The following is a 21004-nucleotide window of genomic DNA, read 5'->3' on the forward strand; positions in this document are numbered from 1 at the left end:
CGGATGGCACCGGCCAACACCACCGCATCGCTGGCTCTGTGGCTGCACCTGCGCCGTCGCGCGGCGCTTGGCGACGGCCGGGAACAGGTCTTCACCCCGCCCCCGGGCGAGGGGCCCCTGGCCATTGTCCACCTGTCCGAACGCGCCGCCGATCCGCCGCCGCTCGCGGCGCTGATCCGGGCCATGCTGGCCAAGCGGCCGGGCCTGCGCTTCGTTCTTACCGGCGCCCAGCCACCGGCCGGGACCCGGCCCGAGGATCTGCGCGCGATCTATCTGCCGCTGTCACGCGATCCGGGCACGGTGCGCCGGATGATCGACGCGCTTTCCCCCCGGGTGCTGCTGCTGGTCGGTGATCAGCTGCCCTCGGCGCTGATTACCGTGATGGGCGATCGGGGCCTGCCGATCATCCTGTCCGAGGCCCGCCTCAGCGCCTATACCCGGCGCAGCTCATGGCGCGGCGCGATCAATCGCGGCCTGATGCACCGCATCAGCCGCATCCTTGCGCCGGACCTGAATGCCGGCACGGCGGCCCGCCAGCTGGGCGCCCCGCAGGACCGGGTCGAACTGACCGGCCCGGTCACCGAAACCCTGCCGCCCCCCGCCGTCAACGAGGCCGAGCGCCGCGCCCTGGCGCAGATCCTTGCCGGCCGGCATGTCTGGCTGGCCGCGGCCCCCACCCTGCCCGAGGCGCGCGCCGCCCTGGCCGCGCATCAATCGTCGCTGCATCACAACCACCGCGCGCTTCTGGTGCTTGCCGCCCTGCCGCCCGAGATCGTTCCACCGATCCGGCAAGAGCTTGAAAACCTGGGGCTGGCGGCGGTCCTGCGATCCGAGGACAGCGACCCCGCGCCCGACGACCATGTGCTGATCGCCGCCGAAGACGACGAGATGGGCCTGTGGTACCGGCTGGCCCCGGTCTGCTTCATGGGCGGCACGCTGCTGCCCGGCCCCGGCCTCGCACCACGCCACCCGTTCGAGCCCGCCGCCCTGGGCTCGGCCATCATCCACGGGCCGCTGACCGGGGCGCATGCCGCCGAATGGACGCAGCTCGACGGCGCCTCGGCGGCGCGGATGGTCGCCGATGCGGCGGGGCTGAAACGGGCGGTCGCCGATCTTTCGGCCCCGGATCAGGCGGCGATGCTGGCCGGCAACGCCTGGTCGGTCAGCACCGGCGGCGCGGCGGTGCTGCGCCGGATCGCCAGTGCCGTGATCGACGCGATGGAGAGCCGGCAATGAGCCGCCGCGCCCCCGCCTTCTGGTTCCGGCCGGCCGGGCCGGCAGCCCGGCTGCTGTCGCCGCTGGGCGCGCTTTATGCCGCGGCCACCGCGCGGCGGCTGGCCCGAGGGCCGCGCGCGCGCATCGGCGTGCCGGTGATCTGCGTGGGCAACCTGAATGCGGGCGGCACCGGCAAGACGCCCACCGTGATCATGCTGGCGCAGCTTCTGCAGGCGCGCGGCATCGCGGTCCAGATCGTCTCGCGCGGGTATGGCGGGCACGAGAAAGGGCCGCTGCAGGTGCGCGAATCGCAGCACAGCGCCGAGCAGGTCGGCGATGAACCCCTGCTGATGGCGGCCTTCGCGCCGGTCTGGGTCTCGGACGACCGGGCCGCCGGGGCGCGCGCGGCGGCCAGGGCCGGCGCGCAGGCGATCCTGCTCGATGACGGCTTTCAGGATCCGGCGCTGGCGCATGACCTGTCGCTGGTGGTCGTCGATGCCGCCAAGGGGTTCGGCAATGCGCTTTGCCTGCCCGCCGGCCCCCTGCGCGAGCCGGTCGGCCGGGGCCTTGCGCGCGCCGATCTGCTGCTGTCGATCGGCGAAGCCGAGGCGCAGGAGCGTTTCGCCGCGCATTGGGGCGCGCGCCTGTCGCTGCTGCATCTGCGCGGCCGGCTTGCCCCCCTGCAGACCGGCATGGACTGGCAGGATCTGCCCGTCATGGCATTCGCCGGGATCGGTCATCCGGAGAAATTCTTTGCCACCCTGCGCGGCCTTGGCGCCCGGGTCCTGCGGGCCGAGGCGCTCGAGGATCACCAGCCCTTTACGCCGCGGCTGCTGACCCGGCTGGAAACCGAGGCGCGGCTGGCCGGCGCACAGATGGTGACCACCGAAAAAGACGCGGCGCGCATGCCGCGCGGCTTCCGCGCCAAGGTTCTGGCCCTGCCGGTGCGGCTGGAACTGGAGGACCCGGCGCCGCTGGAACAATGTCTGACGAGGCTGGGCCTGTAGCCGGAAACCGCCGCGGCCGAAGCCGCGGCGCGCGGATCAGCCTTGCTGCCCGGCCTCGGCCAGCTTGGCGTCGATGATCTTTTTCAGGTCGGGCCAGGGCTGGTTCTGGACCTTTTCGCCTGCGATCATGAAGGTGGGCGTGCCATCGATTTCATCCGCCGTGGCGTTCTGCTGGAAGGTCGTGACCAGATCCGCGATCTTCTGCTTGTCGGCCCAGCAGCTATCCATCTGCTCTTCGGTCAGGCCGGCGGCGGTGCCGATCTTGCGCAGATTCGCCGCGATCTCATCGCCATTGCTGGCGTCGAGCCAGGTCTTTTGCTGGCTGAACAGCATGTCCGACATGGCATAATATTTGTCATCCCCGGCGCAGCGCGCAAGAATCCCCGCCCACAGGCCGACACCGTCGAAATAGATGTCGCGCTGGATGAAGCGGACCTTGCCGGTCTCGATATATTCCGATTTCAGCCGCGGCCAGTTCTCTTGGTAAAAGGCGCCGCAATGGCTGCAGGTAAAGCTGGCATATTCGATGATCGTGACCGGCGCATCCTCGTTGCCCATGGCGATATCGGGCAGCATCCTGCCTTCGGGCATCTGCCCGGCATCGCCGGCTTCCGATTGCGCATCCTGCGCGAAAGCGGGCAAGGCAGAGACGGTCATCGCGCCCATGACGGCGGCGATCAGGGAACGGCGGTGCAGTTTCATGGATTGGCCTTTCGGTCGTTGTTGTCCGCGCGGGACAGTATGTTCAGCGCCATCTGCCGCATGGCGGCGGCAAGCGCGGGATTGTCGAAGCCCGAAGCGATGTCTTCGGCCTGATTGCGGGCATATGCGATCCGCGCCGGGTCGGGCGCCGGCTTGCGCGGCGGCGCGGCGGTAAACGGCGTCTGCCCCTCGGCAAAGCCGGTGGGCGCGGTCTGGGTCAGCACGATGCGCGCCACGGCGTTGAAGCCATAGCAGGCATTCACCTTGTCGCGGATACGCGGCAGTTGCATCTCGATCAGGGGCGCGCGGGCACCGGGCACCAGCAGGGTCAGCGTGGCGCCGAACCCCTTGCCATGGCTGACCTTGACCGGACGGGCATGCAGCGCGATCTCGGGGCCGACGACCTCCTGCCAATGCGTCAGCAGGCGTGCGACGGCAAAGCCCCGGCTTTCGCCGGCCGCCCGAACCCGCTGCGCGACAAGCTGGGCGGCGCTCTCGAAACCGCGCATGCGGCGTCGGGCTTGAGCATCGGCTTTGTTCTGGGCCATCTTGTCCCGTCTGGTTACTGTCTGCGCAGTCTGGACCGTGTCGCGCCCGGACGCCAGAGAAAGAGGACTGAAAATTGCGTGACCCGCAGGTGATCGCGGAAAAACTGCTGGCATGGTACGATCGCCATGCCCGCGCCCTGCCATGGCGCGTGCCGCCCGGGCAGGGGCCTGCCGACCCCTATCGCGTCTGGCTGTCCGAGGTGATGCTGCAGCAGACCACTGTCGCGGCGGTGAAATCCTATTTCCTGCGTTTCACCGACCTGTGGCCGCGAATCGAGGATCTGGCCGCGGCCGAGCAGGCCCGGGTGATGGCCGAATGGGCCGGGCTTGGCTATTACGCGCGCGCCCGCAACCTGATCGCCTGCGCGCGCGCCGTCTCCGCCCTGGGCGCATTTCCCGACACCCGCGCCGCGCTGGCCGAACTGCCGGGGATCGGCCCCTATACCTCGGCCGCGATTGCCGCGATTGCATTCGACCGCCCCGAAACGGTGGTGGACGGCAATGTCGAGCGGGTGGTGGCGCGGCTGTTCGCGGTGCCGACGCCGCTGCCCGCCGCGAAACCCGAACTGGTGGCGCTGGCCGGCAGACTGACCCCGCAAGACCGGCCCGGCGATTACGCCCAGGCGATGATGGATCTGGGCGCCACGATCTGCACGCCGCGCAATCCCGCCTGCGGCATCTGCCCGGTCAATGACGATTGCCTGGCCCGCAGCCAGGGGATCGCCGCCGAGTTGCCGCGCAAATCGCCGAAAAAGCCCAAGCCGCTGCGGCAGGGCACGGTCTGGATCGGCTGGACAGATGAGGCCGTGCTGGTCGAGACACGCCCCGCGCGGGGCCTGCTGGGCGGCACGCTGGCTTTCCCCTCGACCGGCTGGGACGGCTCGGACCTGGCGCCGCCCGCGCATGCGGACTGGCAGAAGGCCGGCCTCGTGCGCCATGTCTTCACCCATTTCGCGCTGGACCTGACGGTGATGAGCGCGCGGCTGGACAGCCCGCCCGGGCGGGGGCGATTGCTGCCGCTGCGCGATTTCAGCGCCGATGCCCTGCCCGGCCTGATGCGCAAGGCCTGGGCACTGGCGCGCCCGCAGGCGCGGGCCGGCGGGGACGAACTATAGCCGCGTGGTTCATTCTATATTATGAATTCCCTGCTAGTTCATGGACCCGTGATGCAAACCGCCTTTCCTTCCCGCCCGATCAAGGCGCTGCCCTTCTGGCTGTCGCTGGGCATTGTGCCCATGGTCGTCATCGCCCTGCAAAAGGGCGGCTGGTGGTTCATGCTGGTGCCCTCATATGCGTGGTACATGACCTCGATCCTTGACTGGCTGCTGGGGCTGAACCGGGAAAACCCCGATACCGAAACGCCGGAAAGCCAGCTTTTCTGGCATCGCGCCATTACCGTCATCTGGTTTCCGGTGCAGGCGGGGCTCGTATTCGGCGCGATCTGGCATGTGACGCGCAACGATTTCTCGCTGGCCGAGCAACTGGGCCTGTTCTGGGGCATCGGCATCGCCTCGGGCACGATCGGCATCGTCTATGCCCATGAACTGATGCATCAAAAGAACCCGCTCGAGCGCTGGCTGGGCGACCTGCTCATGGCCTCGACGCTCTACGGGCATTTCCGCTCCGAGCATCTGCTGGTCCATCATAGCTGGGTCGCGACGCCGCGCGACGCCGTCACGGCGCGCTATGGCCAGGGCTTCTGGAACTATTTCCTGCATGTCCTGATCGACTGCCCCCGCAGCGCCTGGCGGGCCGAGACGAAGCGACTGGCCCGCGCCGGCCGCAGGCCCTGGGACCGCCGCAACCCGTTCTGGCGCTATGGCGCGCTGCAACTGGCAATGCTGGCGCTGGCGCTAGCGATCGGCGGCTGGCAAGGGGTCTTGCTGTTCTGCTGGCAGGCGCTGGTCGCGGTCTGGCAACTCGAGCTGACGAATTACGTCGAACATTACGGACTGACCCGGAAACATCTGGGCGACGGCCGGTACGAGCATGTCCGGCCCCGCCACAGCTGGAACGCCAGCCACAAGGTCACGAACTGGCTGATGATCAACCTGCAGCGCCATTCGGATCACCATTTCAAGCCCGACCGCCGCTTTCCGCTGCTGCAGACCTATGCCGAGGACGAGGCACCGCAGCTTCCTCTGGGCTATCCGGTGATGGCGACGCTGGCCATGGTGCCGCCGCTCTGGCGCCGCCGGATGAACCCGCGCGTGCGCGCATGGCGCCGGCGCTTCTATCCCGAGATCGAGGATTGGAAACCCTATAACCGTGGCGAGAACCCGATGCCGCGCGGTGCGCCATAGCCGCGACCGGCGCACGCGCCGCTTCGGAACCGAAAAAATACCTGCGCAAGCCGGCAACAGGCTTGGCATGGCCCCGATCCTGCCGCCCCATCACGACAGCCGCGTATTTCGACGCATTCCGTAGCCGATGGCGGCAATGCTGCGGAGATAGCCAATCCTGCTTCAGCCCTCCCCGGACAGCCAGCTTCAAACGCCATCCGCACACATCCGCCGCAACTGCTCGAAAGAACAAATTCTGCCCGCGTTCGCACTGGCAACAACCGTCAGCGGGCTTGCGAGCCATGTTTTGCCTGGACCGCCGCGCCCCGGAAAATTGCGGTTGATCGCCGAGATGGTCATCTGATCAGCAGTTTCCGACACGCCCGGGCCGCATTGTCAGCAGACCGACAAGGGCGTTGCCGAAATCGATCAGCCTTGACGATATCCCTCCATTAGACATGGTCGCGCCCGCGAACAGGAAGGCCGGTATGGCCATCAGCGAAAAGCTGTCCATGCCCGCGAACAGCCGCCGCGGCGCGATCACCGGATTGGCGCCGCCATGGGCAAGGATCGCCGCAAAGGAGCCCGCGATGATCGAGAGCGCCAGCGGCACGCCGATCGGGATGCAGAAGGTGATCGTGCCCGTCAGGATCAGGGCGAGAAGTGCAGAATCCATGTCTCAGCTTTCCTGCTGGTGCTGGCGGTTGATCCGGCCCAGCACGAGGATCAGCGCCATCAATGCGGCGCCGACCGGGATCGCCAGGCAGGGCAGCGACATCTTGATCGGCATGCCGGCCGAGCTTTGCCGCACTCCGATCCCAACCGGCGTCGGCCCATACCACGCGATCAACCCGCAGATCGTCAGTGAGATCGCATCGCGCAGCCAGGTCAGCGCAATTCTCGGACGCCCGGGCAGCATCTTCACGACGGTCTCGATGGCGATATGGTCGTTCTTCTCGATCAGGATCGCAGAGCACAGCATGGTCGCGGCGACCAGAAGATAGCGGCCCAGTTCCTCGGCCCACATGGACGGCGCGCCCAGGAGGAAGCGCGCCACCACCTGCCAGCCGATCACGACCGGCATACCGGCGAGTAGCAGATTGGCCAGCAATCCGATCCCCTGGGTAAGGTGACGGGTCGCCCTGGAGACCAGCGGGCTGATCGAGGAGTTCAACGGGCCGGCCCGTTTCGTCCTGTCCCGCCCCGAAAGGCTGCGACTGCTTCAGGAAGCGCGCATGATGCTCAAGGGCTTCCTGGCCCGTTTCGCGGCGCGCAGGGCGACGCCCCGGCATCTCGGGGCCATCGGCGATGCGCTGCAAGCCAACCGGCAGACCATCGGCGACCCCGAGGGCCTTGTCAGAACCAATATCGATTTCCACCTGGCGATTGCCCAGGTCAGCCAGAACGTCTTTCGGCTCGCTGCACAACGTCGTTCAGGTCTGGCTGGCCGAACATCGCCGTGTCGCAATCCAGCAACCCGGCGCCGGCGAGCGCGCCTTTGCCCGCCATGTCGAGATTTTCGAGGCGATCAAGGCCGGCGATGCCGAGGCGGCCGAGGCAGCCGTGACCGCGCATCTGCAGGAAACTATCGACGCCTAATGGGCGGTTGTGGCGGATCCGTAAAGATCGAAACCGGCCTGGCGGCCGTGGCACAAGTCCGCTTGACGGGCGGGAAACCCCGGCCGGCAGCGGATACCCGCATCAGATCCGGTCCCCGGTCAGCCAGTCTGCGAACAGCCTGGCCTTGGCCGATGCGCGCGGGTTCAGCCTCAGGCAGAACGCCGCTGGCGAGGCGATGCTCTCGGGCACCAGATTGACCAGACGCCCGCCTTGCAGGACGCGGCTCATCAGCCCCTCCCAGCCCAGCACCGCGCCGACATCGTCCTCGGCCGCTTGCAGGGCGATCATGTGATTGTTGACCAGGAGGCCACGGCCCGAGGGCGCGGGATGGCCAAGCTCGTGGAACCAGTCCGCCCAGCCTGTCCAGGCATTGTCGTCGCTCATGTGGATAAGCGGCGCCCGCAGAAGATCCCCGATGCCCGAAATGCCGTGTTCGCGGGCAAAGCGCGGCGTGCCATAGGCCAGGATCCGGTCGCGAAAGATCTCGCGCCATTCGTCGCTGTCATTGCCGGGAAACGCATAGCCGATGTTCAGATCGTGCCGGCTGGTCGAGGTGGCGACATCGCTGATGACCTGCGAGACGGTGATGTCGGGATGGATCTTCCAGAAGGCGGTGATCTTGGGCGTCAGCCACAGCGCGCTGACCGCCGTGGTGGTGCGGATGGTCACATCGACCACATCGGGCCGGTCGCGCAGCCGGCTCACGGTGTCCGAGATCGTCTCGAACCCGCGTTGCAGCGCGACCAGCAGGAAGGCGCCCTTTTCGGTCAGTTCCACGCCGCGATGCCGGCGGATGAACAGGGCGCAGCCAAGCTCCTGCTCCAGCGCCTTGATCTGGTGGCTGACGGCGGCCGGCGTCACGTTCATCTCTTGCGCGGCGGTCTTGAAGCTGGCGTTGCGGGCCGCCGCCTCGAAACAGATCAGCGCGGTCATCGACGCGAAATCATAGGGGCTGCGCATATCGGAGGCCTTCAGGTTACCTCAGGTAATCCAGGATGAATTTTTATGCCGTTGTCAACAGGGGTTGAGTCGGTGGAAGGCTGGTCGGGTTCAACACCGACAGGGAAGCCGAAAATGACCGCCACCCATCCGAACATCCACGACCTGCTCGCGCGCCGGGTCCCCGGTCACGCGCTTGAGCAACCCTTCTATACCTCGGCCGAGATCTTCCAGCTGGACATGGAGCACATCTTCTACCGCGAATGGCTCTATGCCGTTCCGGCCTGCCAGCTGGTCAAGCCGGGCAGCTATGTCACGATGCGGGTCGGCGCCTATAACATCGTCATCGTCAAGGGCCGCGATGGCGAGATCCGCGCCTTTCACAACTCCTGCCGCCATCGCGGCTCGATCGTCTGCAAGCAGCGCGAGGGGCACGTACCAAAGCTGGTCTGCCCCTATCACCAATGGACCTATGACCTCGACGGCAAGCTGCTCTGGGCCAACAGCATGGGGCCCGATTTCGACCCGACCCGGCACGGGCTGCGCCCGGTGGCGCTGCGCAACCTCAAGGGGCTGATCTACATCTGCCTGGCCGACACCCCGCCGGATTTCGAGGATTTCGCCCGTCAGGCCGAACCCTATCTGGCGGTCCATGACCTGTCCGAGGCCAAGGTCGCGCACAGTTCCTCGATCATCGAAAAGGGCAACTGGAAGCTGGTCTGGGAAAACAACCGCGAATGCTATCATTGCGGCGGCAACCATCCGGCCCTGTGCCGGTCCTTCCCGCTCGACCCCGAGGTTGCCGGCGTCTCGGCCGATGGCTCGCTTTCGCAGCGCATCCAGGACCATTTCGATGCCTGTGCCGCGGCCGGCGCCCCGGCCCAGTTCCTGCTCAGCAGCGATGGCCAGTACCGTCTGGCGCGAATGCCGCTGCAGGAAACCGCCGTCAGCTACACGATGGACGGCAAGGCAGCAGTGGCAAGGCAGCTCGGCCGCGTCGCCAAATCCGACGCCGGATCGCTGATGGTCTTCCACTATCCCTCGACCTGGAACCATTTCCTGCCCGACCATTCGCTGACCTTCCGCGTCACCCCGATCAGCCCGACCGAGACCGAGGTGACCACCACCTGGCTCGTGCACAAGGATGCGGTCGAGGGCGTGGATTACGATCTCAAGCGCCTGACCGAGGTCTGGATCGCCACCAATGACGAGGATCGCGAGATCGTCGAGACCAATCAGGAGGGCATCTTCTCGCCCGCCTATATTCCCGGCCCGTATTCGCCCGATTGGGAAAGCGGCGTGATCCAGTTCATCGACTGGTACGCGGACTGGATGGAACGCAGCCTTGCCCCCAGCCGTATCGCGGCCGAGTAGGGATGAACGTCCTGACCAAGCCGGCGCTGGCCTTCTGGACCGACGCCGAGGAACTGGAATGCGCCTCCTATCTGCAGGAGGCGCCGAACGTCATGACCTTCTGCTTTCGCAGCCCCTCGGGCGCGCTGTTCAGCTTTGAGCCGGGGCAGTTCCTGACGCTGGAACTGCCCATGCCCGGCGGGCCGGTGCAGCGCACCTACACGATTTCCTCGTCGCCCTCGCGGCCGACCTCGCTGACGGTGACGGTCAAGGCGCAACGGGATTCCGTCGGCACGCGCTGGATGTTCGACCACCTGCGGCCGGGCATGCGGATCCGCGTCAGGGGACCGGCCGGCCGGTTCTCGATGATGCGCGAGCCGCTGGCGAAATACCTGTTCATCTCGGCCGGCTCGGGCATCACGCCGATGATGTCGATGACGACCTTTCTCTACGATTCCGGGCTGGACCCGGATATCGTCTTCGTCAACTGCGCCCGCCGCCCCTCCGAGATCATCTTTCGCGAGGGGCTGGAATACATGGCCACGCGCACGCCGGGGATCCATCTGAAATGGATCGTCGAAGAGCCCGATCCGCTGCGCCCCTGGACCGGCTTTCGCGGCATGTTCAACCAGCTGATGCTGGGGCTGGTCGCCCCGGATTATCTGGAGCGCGACGTCTATTGCTGCGGCCCCGAGCCCTTCATGCAGGCGGTGCGCGACATCCTGCACGGGCTGGGCTACGACATGGCCCGCTATCACCAGGAAAGCTTTGGCGCCCCGCCGGCCGAGGCGGAACTGGTGCCCGAGGACGTGGTGCCGCAAGAGGATGCGCTGGCCGAGGTCACCTTTGCCGCCTCGGGCAGGTCCGCCCGCGCGGCCGAGACCGAGACCATCCTCGCCACCGCCCGCGCGGCGGGCATCGTGATCCCATCGGGCTGCGGCATGGGCATCTGCGGCACCTGCCAGGTGCAGAAGCTCTCGGGTCAGGTGCATATGGTCCATAACGGCGGCATCACCGACGAGGATGTCGAGGCAGGCTATATCCTCGCCTGCTGCTCGCGGCCGATCGGAAACGTCACCATCGACCTGTGACCCATATCACGGGGGGCGCCCGCCCCCTTGAGCCAGCATTTCCATCGACATGACAGGGACAGCCCATGAAAATCTCGGAAATCCACATCCATACGCATGACATGCCCGTGAAGAACGGGCCCTATACCATCGCCAGCTCGACCGTCTGGTCCCTGCAGACCACACTGGTCAGGATCGTCGCCGATAACGGCCTGACCGGCTGGGGCGAGACCTGCCCGGTCGGCCCCACCTATGCGCCCAGCCATGCGCTTGGCGCGGTTGCCGCGCTGTCCCAGATCGCACCCGGCCTGATCGGCGCGAACCCGCTGCAGCCGCTGCTGCTGCGGCGCAGGATGGACGGCCAGCTTTGCGGCCACAACTACGCCAAGGCGGCGCTGGACATCGCCGCCCATGACCTGATGGGCAAGCATTACGGGGTCCGCGTCGCCGATCTGCTGGGCGGCGTGGCCAGCGAACGGGTGCCATCCTATTACGCGACCGGCATCGGCGAGCCGGACGAGATCGCCCGCATCGCCGCCGAAAAGGTGGCCGAGGGCTTTCCGCGCCTGCAGATCAAGATCGGCAACCGCCCGGTCGAGACGGATATCGAGACGGTCCGCAAGGTCTGGGAGCGGATCGGCGGCAAGGGCGTGCGGCTGGCCATCGACGGCAATCGCAGCCTGCCCGCCCGCGACGTGCTGCGGCTCAGCCGCGAATGCCCGGACATCCCTTTCGTCATGGAACAGCCCTGCAACACGCTGGAAGAGATCGTCTCGATCCGCAACCGCGTCCATCACGGCATCTATTTGGATGAGAATGGCGAGGATCTGTCCACCGTGATCCGCGCCGCCGGCCAGGGGCTTTGCGACGGCTTCGGCATGAAGGTCACCCGCATCGGCGGCCTGCAGGCGATGACGGCCTTCCGCGACATCTGCGAGGCCCGCGCGCTGCCCCATACCTGCGACGACGCCTGGGGCGGCGACATCATCGCCGCCGCCTGCACCCATATCGGGGCCACGGTGCAGCCGCGCCTGAACGAGGGCGTCTGGATCGCCCAGCCCTATATCGAGGGCAATTACGACGAAGAGAACGGCATCCGCATCACCGGCGGCCATATCGATCTGCCAAAGGGTCCGGGCCTTGGCATCACGCCCGACGACAGCCTGTTCGGCCCTGCGGTCGCCTCGTTTTCATAACGCCGTCTGCCGTGGCGCCCGGTTTCATCTCGTCGGATCCCGGTCGGAACCGGCGCGCAGACCATCGGCCCCGCGCGGACCGACGGATAGAGCAGGATCGCCTGAAAGGGCGCCCAGAACCGCCTCGACCGTGGCGCCGATGGCGGCGAACAGACCGTGCAGGTTGGTGTTCATCCAGTCGACGAAGGGGGCAAGCACCATGGCGATAATCCGGTTGATGTCTTCGTCGATGGGATGAATACCGCCGCCCTTCGGCGCTTTATGTGTAAAACCTCGTCGATACCTATGCCCGCGTGGCCATGGCCAAGCTCTACACCGAGAAGACGGCGATCACGGCGGCCGAACTGCTTCGGCTCTTCGGCCATCCTTGGGCGGCCGCAATTGGCCAGGCTCAACCGCGACTGCTCCTTGATATGGGCAGAACCACCAGGTCCATGCCCTGCCGGCGGCTCGCCGGGCAACTGCGAAAGGCCTGTAAGCCGCGGGGCTGACATTCATCACCTGGCACAGCCGGTCGATCAGCAGGGCCCCGCGCTGCTCTTCGACGAACCTGAACATCACGGCGTTTGGCTCGCGAAGAACTGGGTGGTCTTTTTCAGGATGCCCCCTCTTCTGCTGGCTCTCACTCGGATCGGCACCTGCTTGCATTTAGCTTGGGCACCCGGTTGCATGAACACCTGCAACATAGACTCGCTACATGCGCCTGCCCGCCGCGACCTGGCGTCGCCTGTCGGCTGGCCTCGGCACGACGGGAGAGCGGCTCCATGGCTGGGCCTGTCCGGAGCTGGCTGATCTCGATGCCTGTGATCTTGACGCGCATTTCACCGGCCTGTGGACACGGGGCTTGCTGATCCGCCGCAACATTGCCGATGGTGAGCTCGCTTTCTTTTCCGCCTGATCCCCGCAGCGCACACCCATGGAAACCCTGGTGCAGGTTGAAGGGCATCGACGGGCGGTCGAGGACAGTTTCGAGAGCGCAGAAAACGAACTCGGCCTCGGTCACAGCGAAACACGCTCTTGGCATGGCCGGCACCGCCATGTTTCTCTGGTCAGGCTGGCCTTCGCCATCACGCAAATGCCGCATCGCCGACCGCATCGCACAGCGGCAGATCCAGCCAGCTCAAATCATCGCATGGCCGCTTTGGCGAAGGGCGCATCAGGCTGCGGCAAGGCGCGCCCAGATCAAACAGAAAATGCAACTGGAATGATAGGGCGGATCTCACCGCCCTGCCTCGCCGGCCGCCGGCGGGCCGGATCAGCGCCGGAATTGCAGGCGGATCTGCTTTTCGATCTCGGTCAGCGCGAAAAAGGCTGCGCCGATGCCGACGATCAGCAACCCGTCGCCAAAGCTGATCGGCCGCGTGCCGAACATGCTCTGAAAGACCGGCACATAGGTGATGGTGAATTGCGCCAGCGTGACGATCGCGACCATGGTCCAGATCACGCGCGTTCCGCGCACGGCACGCCAAGTCAGCGATGTGTCATACAGGCTGCGCACGAAGAACAGGTGAAAGATCTCCAGCACCACCAGCATGTTCATCGCCATGGTCTGCGCCAGTTCCAGCGGATAGCCGCGATCGATCGCATAGCTGAACAGGCCATAGACCGCCGCCAGGAACAGCACCCCGACCAGCACGACCTGCCAGACCAGCACGCCCGGCATCACCGGCGCGTCGCGGGGGCGCGGCGGGCGGCGCATGGTGCCCGCCTCGGTCGGCTCAAAGGCGAGCGCAATGCCCAGCGTGGTGGCGGTGATCAGGTTCACCCACAGCAACTGCACGGCGGTCACCGGCAGGGCATGCCCGGCCAAGAGCGCGGCCATCACGGTCAGCGCCTCGCCGGCATTGGTGGGCAGGGTCCAGGCGATGACCTTGCGCAGATTGTCGAACACCGTCCGCCCCTCGCGCACCGCCGCCACGATCGAGGCGAAATTATCGTCGGCCAGAACCAGATCGGCGGCTTCCTTGGCGGCCTCGGAGCCTTTCAGGCCCATGGCGATCCCGGCATCCGCACGCTTGAGCGCCGGGGCGTCGTTCACCCCGTCGCCGGTCATCGCCACGGTCAGGCCATTGGCCTGCAAGGCAGCGACCAGCCGCAGCTTGTGCTCGGGGCTGGTGCGGGCAAAGACATCGGTGCCGATCACCTCATGTTCCAGCACGGCATCGTCCATCCGGTCCAGATCGGCGCCGGTCAGCACCCGATCGGGCTGCGCCAGCCCGATCCCGGCGGCGATGGCGGCGGCGGTGCCGGCATGATCGCCGGTAATCATCTTGACCCGGATCCCCGCCGACCGGCATTCGGCCACGGCCGCCACCGCCTCGGGGCGCGGCGGATCGATCAGGCCGATCAGCCCCAGAAAGCGCAGCCCGCCCTGCAGGGCATCCTCGTCGATGCCGTCACCGGCGGGCTCCATCGCCCCGAGCGCCAGAACCCGTTGCCCCTGCGCCGCCATGGCCTCGGCCCGGTCCAGCCATAGCGCATGGTCGATATCGCCGCACATCGGCACCACCCGCTCGGGCGCGCCCTTGACATGCACCAGCCGCCCGCCTGCGCCCGCGCTGAGCACCGCCATGAAGCGATGCCGCGAATCAAAGGGGATCGCATCGCGGCGCGTCCAGCCGCCCGGGGCCGCCGCCAGCTTGCCGGCAAAGGCCAGCAACGCGCCCTCCATCGGATCGCCCTCGCAATGCCAGTCGGCGCCCTCGCGACGCAGATGCGCGTCATTGCACAGCGCCGCCGCCAGCCCCAATGCGGAAAGATCGCCCTCGGGCGTGACGCGGCCCTGGGGCGCGTAGCCTTCGCCCTCGACCACGAAGCGGCCAAGCGGGGTTTCGGCGGCGGCGACCATCATCTCGTTGCGGGTCAGGGTGCCGGTCTTGTCGGTGCAGATGACCGAAACCGAGCCGATGGTCTCGATGGCATGCAGGCGCCGGACGATCGCATTGCGCCGCGCCATGGCCTGCACGCCGATGGCCAGCGTGATCGTCAGGACCGCCGGCAGGCCCTCGGGGATGGCGGCGACGGCGAGGCTGACGACGGTCATCAGGATCTCGACAAAGGCGAAATGCGCGACGTAATAGCCATAGGCCAGCATCAGCCCCGAGACGAGCAGGATCAGCAGCGAAAGCCAGCTTGCGAAACGGTTCATCTGCTCGATCAGCGGCGTGACCAGCTTCTCGACCCCGGACAGCAGCTGCCCGATACGGCCGATCTCGGTCGCGGTGCCGGTGGCGACGACCAGCCCGCGCGCGGTGCCCTGCGTCACCAGCGTGCCGGAATAGGCCATGGAATGCCGGTCGCCAAGCGCCGCATCACGAGGCGCAGGCGCGACATCCTTGGCCACCGGCACCGATTCGCCGGTCAGCGCGGCCTCCTGCACCGACAGGCCATTGGCCGCGATCAGACGCAGATCGGCGGGAACGCGGTCGCCCGGCTCGAGCAGCACGATATCGCCGGGAACCAGCGCCGCCCCCTCCAGGCTAAGCCGCTGCCCACCCCGGATCACCGCCGCGCGCAGCGCCAGCATGTTGCGGATCGCGCCCATCGCCGCCTCGGCCCGGCCCTCCTGCAGGAAGCCGATCACGGCATTGGCCAGCACCACCGCCAGGATGACGCCGGTATCGACCCAGTATTGCAGCCCCGCCGTGACCGCCGCCGCCGCCAGCAGCACATAGATCAGCACATTGTTGAACTGCGCCAGAAACCGCCGCAGCGGGCCGCGCCGCTGCCCCTCGGGCAGGCGATTGGGGCCATATCGCTCAAGCCTTTCGGCCGCCTCGGCGGGTTCGAGCCCCCCGGCCCTACTGTCAAGCGCGGCCAGGCATTCCTCGACCGTGCGGCTGTGACTGTCATGGGGCACGAACCCGGTGGTTTCAGCATTCTGCATGACGATCCGCCCGCTGTTTCCGAACATCCGCAATCTGCCCGATCGGCAAGGCCCTGGCACCGGGCATCTTGCCGCACCGCAGCATGAACTCTTGCATCCGATCCGGATCATGTCCAGACCGCATGCATGGATGATCCGGGGGCGGTTGACCGGGACCAAAGCGCGGCGCAGGAATGATGCCGACACCTGTCCCGCCGCCGAATCGAACCCGACGGAAGCCCCATCATGCCGACATCCGACACAGACACTTTCGCGCAGCCCCCCGAGACGACGGCGACGGCCAGGCCCGATCGCGGCGCGCGCCGGCCGCCCGCCGATCTGGCGCCGCGCATCTGCACGCCGGTCATCCAGCCGCAGCAGGCGCCGATGGCCGAGCCGCTGGGGTTCGAGGCGTTCAGGTCGCTGGACCGGATGTCCGAGGCGGCGATCGGCCAGCTGACCGGCGGGCTGTCGCCCGCCGCCGCGATGCTGGCCATTTCCGACTGGGCGCTGCATCTGGCCGCGGCGCCGGGCAAGCGGATGGAACTGGGCTACAAGGCGGCGCGCAAGTCGGCGCGGCTGATGACGCATCTGCTGGCCTCGGCCGCGGATGTGGCGGCGGCGCCGGCGATCCTGCCGCTGCCGGGCGACAACCGATTCCGCCACGAAAGCTGGCAGAGGCCGCCCTTCTCATGGCTGGCGCAGGGTTTCCTGTTCCAGCAGCAATGGTGGCACAATGCCACGCATGAGGTGCCCGGCATGACCGAGCACCATACCGATATCATCTCTTTCGCGGCGCGGCAGATCCTCGACATGTTCTCGCCCTCGAACAACCCGTTCACCAATCCCGAGATCATCGCACGCACGGTCGCGACCAACGGGATGAACTTTGTCCAGGGCTGGCGGAACTGGCTCGATGACGTCACCCGGCAGGCGACCGGCCGGCCTCCGGCTGGGGCCGAGAATTTCCGCCCCGGCATCGAGGTCGCGGCGACGCCGGGCAAGGTGGTCTATCGCAACCACCTGATCGAGCTGATCCAGTACGAACCCGCCACCGGCAAGGTGCATCCCGAGCCGGTGCTGATCGTGCCGGCCTGGATCATGAAATACTATATTCTCGACCTGTCGCCCGAGAACTCGCTGATCCGCTGGCTGGTGGCGCAGGGCCATACCGTCTTTGCGATTTCCTGGCGCAATCCCGATGCCGAGGACCGCGACCTGAGCATGCAGGACTATCACCGCCTGGGCGTCATGGCGGCGCTGGATGCGGTCTCGACGATCCTGCCCGGGCGGCGCATCCACGCGACGGGCTATTGCCTGGGCGGCACGCTGCTGGCCATCGCGGCGGCCAGCATGGCGCAGGCGCGGGACGCGCGGCTGGCGACGCTGACATTGCTGGCGGCGCAGGTCGATTTCTCGGAGCCGGGCGAGCTGGGGCTGTTCATCGATTCCAGCCAGCTGCATTTCCTGCAAAGCATGATGTGGAATCGCGGCTATCTGTCCGCCGGGCAGATGGGCGGCGCGTTCCAGATGCTGCGCTCGAACGACCTGATCTGGTCGCGCGTCGTGCGCGACTACCTGATGGGCGAGCGGACCCCGATGATCGACATGATGGCCTGGAACGCCGACAGCACCCGCATGCCCTACCGGATGCATGCCGAATACCTGCAACGGCTGTATCTGGACAACGAACTGGCGAGCGGGCGCTTTCTGGTCGAGGGGCGCCCGGCGATCTTGCAGAACATCCGCGCGCCGATCTTCGCCGTCGGGACCGAGCGCGACCATGTCGCGCCCTGGCCTTCGGTCTACAAGATCCATCATGTCACCGATACCGAGGTGACATTCGTTCTGACATCGGGCGGCCATAATGCCGGCATCGTCAGCGAACCGGGCCACCCGCACCGCCATTATCGCATTCATTCCTGCCGGCTGGGCGACTGCCTGCCGATGGCCTGCGACTGGCACCAGGCGCAGGAGCCGCGACAGGGCTCGTGGTGGCCGGCCTGGCATGACTGGCTGATCTCGCATGACGGCGACGAGCTGGTCGATCCGCCGACCATGGGCGCACCTGACCGGGGCCTGCCGCCGCTTTGCGACGCGCCGGGCACCTATGTCCTGCAGCACTGAACGCGGCAACGGTGCATCGGGGTCGCGGGCGCCGGGATTTCCGCGCGGGCCGCGTGTTTACGGCCCGTCGCCGCGATAGCCGATTCGGGCCTTGAAACGCTCCATCTCCTGCCCGGTCGGACGCTTGTCGGTGTAGATCTCGACATATTGGGGGAATCGTTTCAGGCGTTCCGCGATGCTTTCCTCGATTCGCATCGAGATATAGCCGACCTGCACCAGATAGATCGTCCGCGCCCGGACATCGGCATCCTCGGGCGGGTGGCCCCAGCGTTGCAGCATCGCCTGCAAAGCCTCCAGCCGCTCGGCATCGGCCCGTTGCAGCCGCGCCAGCACATCCGCGTCCTGCTGCGCCCAGCTGCGCACCGCGAGTTCCAGCCGGCTGTCGAAACTGTTGTCGGACAGAAAGGTCGAGATCAGGTTGAGCATCGCCTCGGTCTCGGTCGCGGCATAATCGCGGGTCGCGGCGACCAGATGATGGGTTGTGCTCGCCTCCCAGCGGTCCAGCAATGCGTCCAGAAGCTGCTTGCGATCCTTGAAAAACCAGTAAAAACTTGTGCGCGACAGCTTCAGCGTGGTGGCCAGCGGCATGATCTTGACGGCATCGACGCCCTTGTCCACCAGCGCCTCATAGGCGGCGTCCAGCCAGAGCTCGGGCGAGCCGCGCCAGCCGCGTTCCGGCAGCTTGTCTGTTCCCATGTCTTCATGTCCCGCTGTCAGAGCCAAGGCAATCGTCCGCGCCGGGTTACTGTCCATGAAATGTTCGGCCCTGTCCAGATCGTGGACAGAATTCACCGCCCCCGGCCAGCCGCGACAAGGTGACAAACCCTGCAAACAGCCCGGTAAGAGAGAAGTATGACAGCCATGAACTTTTAATTGACACATATGAACATTTTTGAGATCGTCCGCTGATCCGATCCTAGGCACCAACCCGCGCAAGGCACCTGTCATGTCCAACGATCCCCTTTTGCAGCCCTATCGGCTGAAGCATCTGACGCTGAAAAACCGGATCATGATCACCAGCCATGAACCGGCCTATCCCGAGGACGGGATGCCCAAGGAGCGCTATCGCGCCTATCACGTCGAACGCGCCCGGGCCGGGGTGGCGATGACGATGACCGCAGGCTCGGCCTCGGTGGCGCGCGACAGCCCGCCGGTCTTCAACAATATCCTCGCCTGGAAGGACGAGGTGGTCGGCTGGATGAAGCAGCTGGCCGATGAATGCCACGAACACGACTGCGCGGTGATGATCCAGCTGACCCATCTGGGCCGGCGCACCCGCTGGGACAAGGCCGACTGGCTGCCCGTCGTCTCGCCCGGGCATGAGCGCGAGGCGGCGCATCGCGCCTTTCCGAAAAAGATGGAGGACTGGGACATCGCCCGGATCATCGACGACTATGTCGATGCCGCCGAGCGGATGAAGCTGGCCGGGCTGGACGGGGTCGAGATCCAGGCCTATGGCCACCTGATGGACCAGTTCTGGTCGCCCCTGACCAACGATCTGGACGGCCCCTATGGCGGCAGTCTGGACAACCGGCTGCGCTTTACCTTTGACATCCTGTCCGGCATCCGCGCCCGCTGCGGCGAGGATTTCCTGCTCGGCGTGCGCTATACCGGCGACGAGGACCTGCCCGGCGGCTTGACGCGCGAGGACGGGCTGGCGATCTCGCACAAGCTCAAGGACAGCGGGCTGGTCGATTTCCTGAACGTGGTCAAGGGCCATATCGACACCGATGCCGGCCTGACCGACGTGATTCCGATTCAGGGCATGCGCAACGCGCCGCATCTGGATTTCGCCGGCGAGATCCGGGCCGCGACCAATTTCCCCACCTTCCACGCCGCGAAGATCCCCGACATCGCCACCGCCCGGCATGCGATCGCCTCGGGCAAGCTGGACATGGTCGGGATGACGCGGGCGCATATGGCCGACCCGCATCTGGTGCGCAAGGTGATCGAGGGCCGCGAGGACGATATCCGCCCCTGCGTCGGCGCCAATTACTGCCTCGACCGGATCTATCAGGGCGGCATGGCACTGTGCCTGCACAACCCCTCGACCGGGCGGGAACTGGAACAGCCCCACACCATCGCCCGCGCCGAGGTGAAAAAGCGCGTGACCATCGTTGGCGCCGGTCCTGCGGGGATGGAGGCCGCCCGCGTCGCCGCCGAGCGCGGCCACGAGGTGACCGTCTTCGAGGCTGCCGACCAGCCCGGCGGCCAGATCCGGCTGACCGCGCTGCAGGAACGGCGGCGCGAGATGTCCTCAATCATCGCCTGGCGCTTCGAGCAGTGCCAGAAGCGCGGCGTCTCGTTCCGCTTCAACAGCTTTGCCGAGGCCGGCGACGTGCTGGCCACCGATCCCGACGAGGTGATCATCGCCACCGGCGGCCTGCCCCATACCGAGGTGCTGGAGCAGGGCAACGATCTGGTCGTCTCGGCCTGGGATATCGTCTCGGGCGATGTGAAGCCGGGCCAGAACGTGCTGATCTTTGACGATGCCGGCGACAATGCCGGGCTGCAGGCGGCGGATGTCATCTCGGCCGCGGGGGCACGGGTCGAGATCGTGACCCCGGATCGCAGCTTCGCGCCCGAGGTGATGGCGATGAATCTGGTGCCCTATATGCGCAACCTGCAAAAGCGCGACACCACCTTTACCGTGACCTGGCGGCTGAAATCCGTCCTGCGCGAGGGCAATGCGCTCAAGGCCGTGCTGGGGTCGGATTACGGCGATTTCAGCCGCGAAAGGCTGGTCGATCAGGTGGTGGTCAATCACGGCACGCGGCCGCTGGACGATATCTATTTCGACCTGAAACCGCAGTCGCGCAACCTGGGCGAGGTCGATTACGAGGCGCTGACCACCGGCGGCGTCCAGACCGTCGAGAAAAACCCCGAGGGCCGCTTCCGCCTGTTCCGCATCGGCGATGCCGTGGCGGCCCGCAACACCCACGCCGCGATCTATGAGCCTGATCGGAAATGAGTTGGGTGATTTCAGCGAGTTATGATTCTGTTTGTTTGTGAGAACGAACGGAGATCATGATGCCCTGGACCGAAATCACCCGGAAACGATACGAGCGCAAAGCGGCTCG

19 protein-coding genes and 3 pseudogenes are annotated in these 21004 nt (G+C 66.6%); 12 read left to right on the forward strand and 10 right to left on the reverse strand.

What is annotated here, in order from left to right; all coding sequences use genetic code 11:
• Positions 1-3 precede the first annotated feature (3 nt).
• On the forward strand, positions 4-1236 hold the full coding sequence (locus IT41_RS12120) for a 3-deoxy-D-manno-octulosonic acid transferase (protein WP_036741655.1): 1233 nt from the start codon (positions 4-6) through the stop codon (positions 1234-1236).
• On the forward strand, positions 1233-2222 hold the full coding sequence (lpxK, locus tag IT41_RS12125) for a tetraacyldisaccharide 4'-kinase (protein ID WP_036741658.1): 990 nt from the start codon (positions 1233-1235) through the stop codon (positions 2220-2222). Before IT41_RS12120 ends, lpxK begins: the two co-directional genes overlap by 4 nt.
• A 36-nt stretch (positions 2223-2258) precedes the next feature.
• Here lpxK and IT41_RS12130 read toward each other — a convergent pair whose 3' ends face one another.
• Positions 2259-2924, reverse strand: coding sequence for a DsbA family protein (locus IT41_RS12130; RefSeq protein ID WP_036741660.1), 666 nt, complete (start codon positions 2922-2924; stop codon positions 2259-2261).
• Positions 2921-3472 (reverse strand): DUF721 domain-containing protein, encoded by a 552-nt coding sequence (locus tag IT41_RS12135; RefSeq protein WP_052081477.1) that lies wholly within the window; start codon positions 3470-3472, stop codon positions 2921-2923. Before IT41_RS12135 ends, IT41_RS12130 begins: the two co-directional genes overlap by 4 nt.
• A 74-nt stretch (positions 3473-3546) precedes the next feature.
• On the opposite strand from IT41_RS12135, the gene IT41_RS12140 reads away from it, so the two are divergent.
• Both IT41_RS12140 and IT41_RS12145 read left to right on the forward strand, forming a co-directional pair.
• On the forward strand, positions 3547-4587 hold the full coding sequence (locus IT41_RS12140) for an A/G-specific adenine glycosylase (protein ID WP_036741666.1): 1041 nt from the start codon (positions 3547-3549) through the stop codon (positions 4585-4587).
• A 51-nt stretch (positions 4588-4638) separates the two neighbouring features.
• Positions 4639-5775, forward strand: coding sequence for an alkane 1-monooxygenase (locus tag IT41_RS12145; protein ID WP_036741669.1), 1137 nt, complete (start codon positions 4639-4641; stop codon positions 5773-5775).
• Positions 5776-5961: 186 nt separating this feature from the next.
• Here the strand turns inward: IT41_RS12145 and IT41_RS19955 are convergent, their stop codons facing one another.
• From IT41_RS19955 to IT41_RS12155, 3 genes are read right to left on the reverse strand one after another with little or no spacing between them, the layout of a single operon-like run.
• Positions 5962-6114: a hypothetical protein gene (locus tag IT41_RS19955; protein WP_139221688.1), complete on the reverse strand. Its 153-nt coding sequence runs from the start codon at positions 6112-6114 to the stop codon at positions 5962-5964.
• A 4-nt stretch (positions 6115-6118) separates the two neighbouring features.
• Positions 6119-6430, reverse strand: coding sequence for a TRAP transporter large permease subunit (locus tag IT41_RS12150; protein ID WP_036741672.1), 312 nt, complete (start codon positions 6428-6430; stop codon positions 6119-6121).
• Positions 6431-6433: 3 nt separating this feature from the next.
• On the reverse strand, positions 6434-6928 hold the full coding sequence (locus IT41_RS12155; protein ID WP_139221689.1) for a TRAP transporter small permease: 495 nt from the start codon (positions 6926-6928) through the stop codon (positions 6434-6436).
• Positions 6929-6992: 64 nt separating this feature from the next.
• On the opposite strand from IT41_RS12155, the pseudogene IT41_RS22045 reads away from it, so the two are divergent.
• Positions 6993-7353, forward strand: a pseudogene (locus IT41_RS22045) (FCD domain-containing protein).
• A 102-nt stretch (positions 7354-7455) separates the two neighbouring features.
• On the opposite strand, the gene IT41_RS12165 reads toward IT41_RS22045, so the two are convergent.
• Complete coding sequence (locus IT41_RS12165; protein WP_036741680.1) at positions 7456-8334, reverse strand: LysR family transcriptional regulator; 879 nt, start codon at positions 8332-8334, stop codon at positions 7456-7458.
• A 114-nt stretch (positions 8335-8448) separates the two neighbouring features.
• Here IT41_RS12165 and IT41_RS12170 point away from each other — a divergent pair, with 114 nt between their 5' ends.
• From IT41_RS12170 to hpbD, 3 genes are all read left to right on the forward strand, one after another.
• On the forward strand, positions 8449-9687 hold the full coding sequence (locus IT41_RS12170; protein ID WP_036741683.1) for an aromatic ring-hydroxylating oxygenase subunit alpha: 1239 nt from the start codon (positions 8449-8451) through the stop codon (positions 9685-9687).
• A 2-nt stretch (positions 9688-9689) separates the two neighbouring features.
• Positions 9690-10757 carry an FAD-binding oxidoreductase gene (locus IT41_RS12175; protein WP_036741686.1) on the forward strand — a complete coding sequence of 356 codons (1068 nt, stop codon included), beginning with the start codon at positions 9690-9692 and terminating at the stop codon, positions 10755-10757.
• Positions 10758-10822: 65 nt separating this feature from the next.
• Positions 10823-11932 (forward strand): 4-hydroxyproline betaine 2-epimerase, encoded by a 1110-nt coding sequence (gene hpbD / locus IT41_RS12180; protein ID WP_036741688.1) that lies wholly within the window; start codon positions 10823-10825, stop codon positions 11930-11932.
• A 24-nt stretch (positions 11933-11956) separates the two neighbouring features.
• Here the strand turns inward: hpbD and IT41_RS21320 are convergent, their stop codons facing one another.
• A complete protein-coding gene (locus IT41_RS21320; protein WP_175496418.1) occupies positions 11957-12133 on the reverse strand; it encodes a hypothetical protein in 177 nt (58 codons plus the stop codon).
• 86 nt (positions 12134-12219) lie between these two features.
• A pseudogene (locus IT41_RS21325) lies at positions 12220-12550 on the reverse strand (IS3 family transposase); the annotation flags it as partial.
• Positions 12551-12635: 85 nt separating this feature from the next.
• Between IT41_RS21325 and IT41_RS21615 the strand changes: the two are divergent.
• Both IT41_RS21615 and IT41_RS19970 read left to right on the forward strand, forming a co-directional pair.
• Positions 12636-13001: pseudogene (locus IT41_RS21615) on the forward strand (IS701 family transposase); the annotation flags it as partial.
• The gene (locus IT41_RS19970) at positions 12955-13140 is read left to right on the forward strand and encodes a hypothetical protein (protein ID WP_074948111.1); all 186 of its coding nucleotides are present in this window, start codon (positions 12955-12957) and stop codon (positions 13138-13140) included. The pseudogene IT41_RS21615 and the gene IT41_RS19970, both read left to right, overlap by 47 nt.
• Positions 13141-13187: 47 nt before the next feature.
• Here IT41_RS19970 and IT41_RS12195 read toward each other — a convergent pair whose 3' ends face one another.
• Positions 13188-15818: an HAD-IC family P-type ATPase gene (locus IT41_RS12195; protein ID WP_052081485.1), complete on the reverse strand. Its 2631-nt coding sequence runs from the start codon at positions 15816-15818 to the stop codon at positions 13188-13190.
• Between the two features lie 225 nt (positions 15819-16043).
• Here IT41_RS12195 and IT41_RS12200 point away from each other — a divergent pair, with 225 nt between their 5' ends.
• Positions 16044-17924, forward strand: coding sequence for a PHA/PHB synthase family protein (locus IT41_RS12200; protein WP_081967546.1), 1881 nt, complete (start codon positions 16044-16046; stop codon positions 17922-17924).
• 57 nt (positions 17925-17981) lie between these two features.
• Here the strand turns inward: IT41_RS12200 and IT41_RS12205 are convergent, their stop codons facing one another.
• Entirely contained in the window at positions 17982-18620 is a 639-nt protein-coding gene (locus tag IT41_RS12205; protein ID WP_036741692.1) for a TetR/AcrR family transcriptional regulator, read from the reverse strand.
• A 250-nt stretch (positions 18621-18870) separates the two neighbouring features.
• Here IT41_RS12205 and hpbA point away from each other — a divergent pair, with 250 nt between their 5' ends.
• Positions 18871-20895, forward strand: a complete 2025-nt coding sequence (hpbA, locus tag IT41_RS12210) for an N-methyl-L-proline N-demethylase HpbA (protein ID WP_036741695.1) — start codon at positions 18871-18873, stop codon at positions 20893-20895.
• The last annotated feature ends 109 nt before the right edge of the window (positions 20896-21004 follow it).

The organism is Paracoccus halophilus (genome assembly GCF_000763905.1).
GTDB lineage: Bacteria > Pseudomonadota > Alphaproteobacteria > Rhodobacterales > Rhodobacteraceae > Paracoccus > Paracoccus halophilus.

Bases quoted from the DNA above. Each gene is read 5' to 3' on its own strand.
- IT41_RS12120 (WP_036741655.1), top strand. From the start codon at position 4: ATGGCACCGGCCAACACCACCGCATCGCTGGCTCTGTGGCTGCACCTG.
- lpxK (WP_036741658.1), top strand. From the start codon at position 1,233: ATGAGCCGCCGCGCCCCCGCCTTCTGGTTCCGGCCGGCCGGGCCGGCA.
- IT41_RS12130 (WP_036741660.1), bottom strand. From the start codon at position 2,924: ATGAAACTGCACCGCCGTTCCCTGATCGCCGCCGTCATGGGCGCGATG.
- IT41_RS12135 (WP_052081477.1), bottom strand. From the start codon at position 3,472: ATGGCCCAGAACAAAGCCGATGCTCAAGCCCGACGCCGCATGCGCGGT.
- IT41_RS12145 (WP_036741669.1), top strand. From the start codon at position 4,639: ATGCAAACCGCCTTTCCTTCCCGCCCGATCAAGGCGCTGCCCTTCTGG.
- IT41_RS19955 (WP_139221688.1), bottom strand. From the start codon at position 6,114: ATGACCATCTCGGCGATCAACCGCAATTTTCCGGGGCGCGGCGGTCCA.
- IT41_RS12150 (WP_036741672.1), bottom strand. From the start codon at position 6,430: ATGGATTCTGCACTTCTCGCCCTGATCCTGACGGGCACGATCACCTTC.
- IT41_RS12165 (WP_036741680.1), bottom strand. From the start codon at position 8,334: ATGCGCAGCCCCTATGATTTCGCGTCGATGACCGCGCTGATCTGTTTC.
- IT41_RS12170 (WP_036741683.1), top strand. From the start codon at position 8,449: ATGACCGCCACCCATCCGAACATCCACGACCTGCTCGCGCGCCGGGTC.
- IT41_RS12175 (WP_036741686.1), top strand. From the start codon at position 9,690: ATGAACGTCCTGACCAAGCCGGCGCTGGCCTTCTGGACCGACGCCGAG.
- hpbD (WP_036741688.1), top strand. From the start codon at position 10,823: ATGAAAATCTCGGAAATCCACATCCATACGCATGACATGCCCGTGAAG.
- IT41_RS21320 (WP_175496418.1), bottom strand. From the start codon at position 12,133: ATGGTGCTTGCCCCCTTCGTCGACTGGATGAACACCAACCTGCACGGT.
- IT41_RS19970 (WP_074948111.1), top strand. From the start codon at position 12,955: ATGGCCGGCACCGCCATGTTTCTCTGGTCAGGCTGGCCTTCGCCATCA.
- IT41_RS12195 (WP_052081485.1), bottom strand. From the start codon at position 15,818: ATGCAGAATGCTGAAACCACCGGGTTCGTGCCCCATGACAGTCACAGC.
- IT41_RS12200 (WP_081967546.1), top strand. From the start codon at position 16,044: ATGCCGACATCCGACACAGACACTTTCGCGCAGCCCCCCGAGACGACG.
- IT41_RS12205 (WP_036741692.1), bottom strand. From the start codon at position 18,620: ATGGGAACAGACAAGCTGCCGGAACGCGGCTGGCGCGGCTCGCCCGAG.
- hpbA (WP_036741695.1), top strand. From the start codon at position 18,871: ATGTCCAACGATCCCCTTTTGCAGCCCTATCGGCTGAAGCATCTGACG.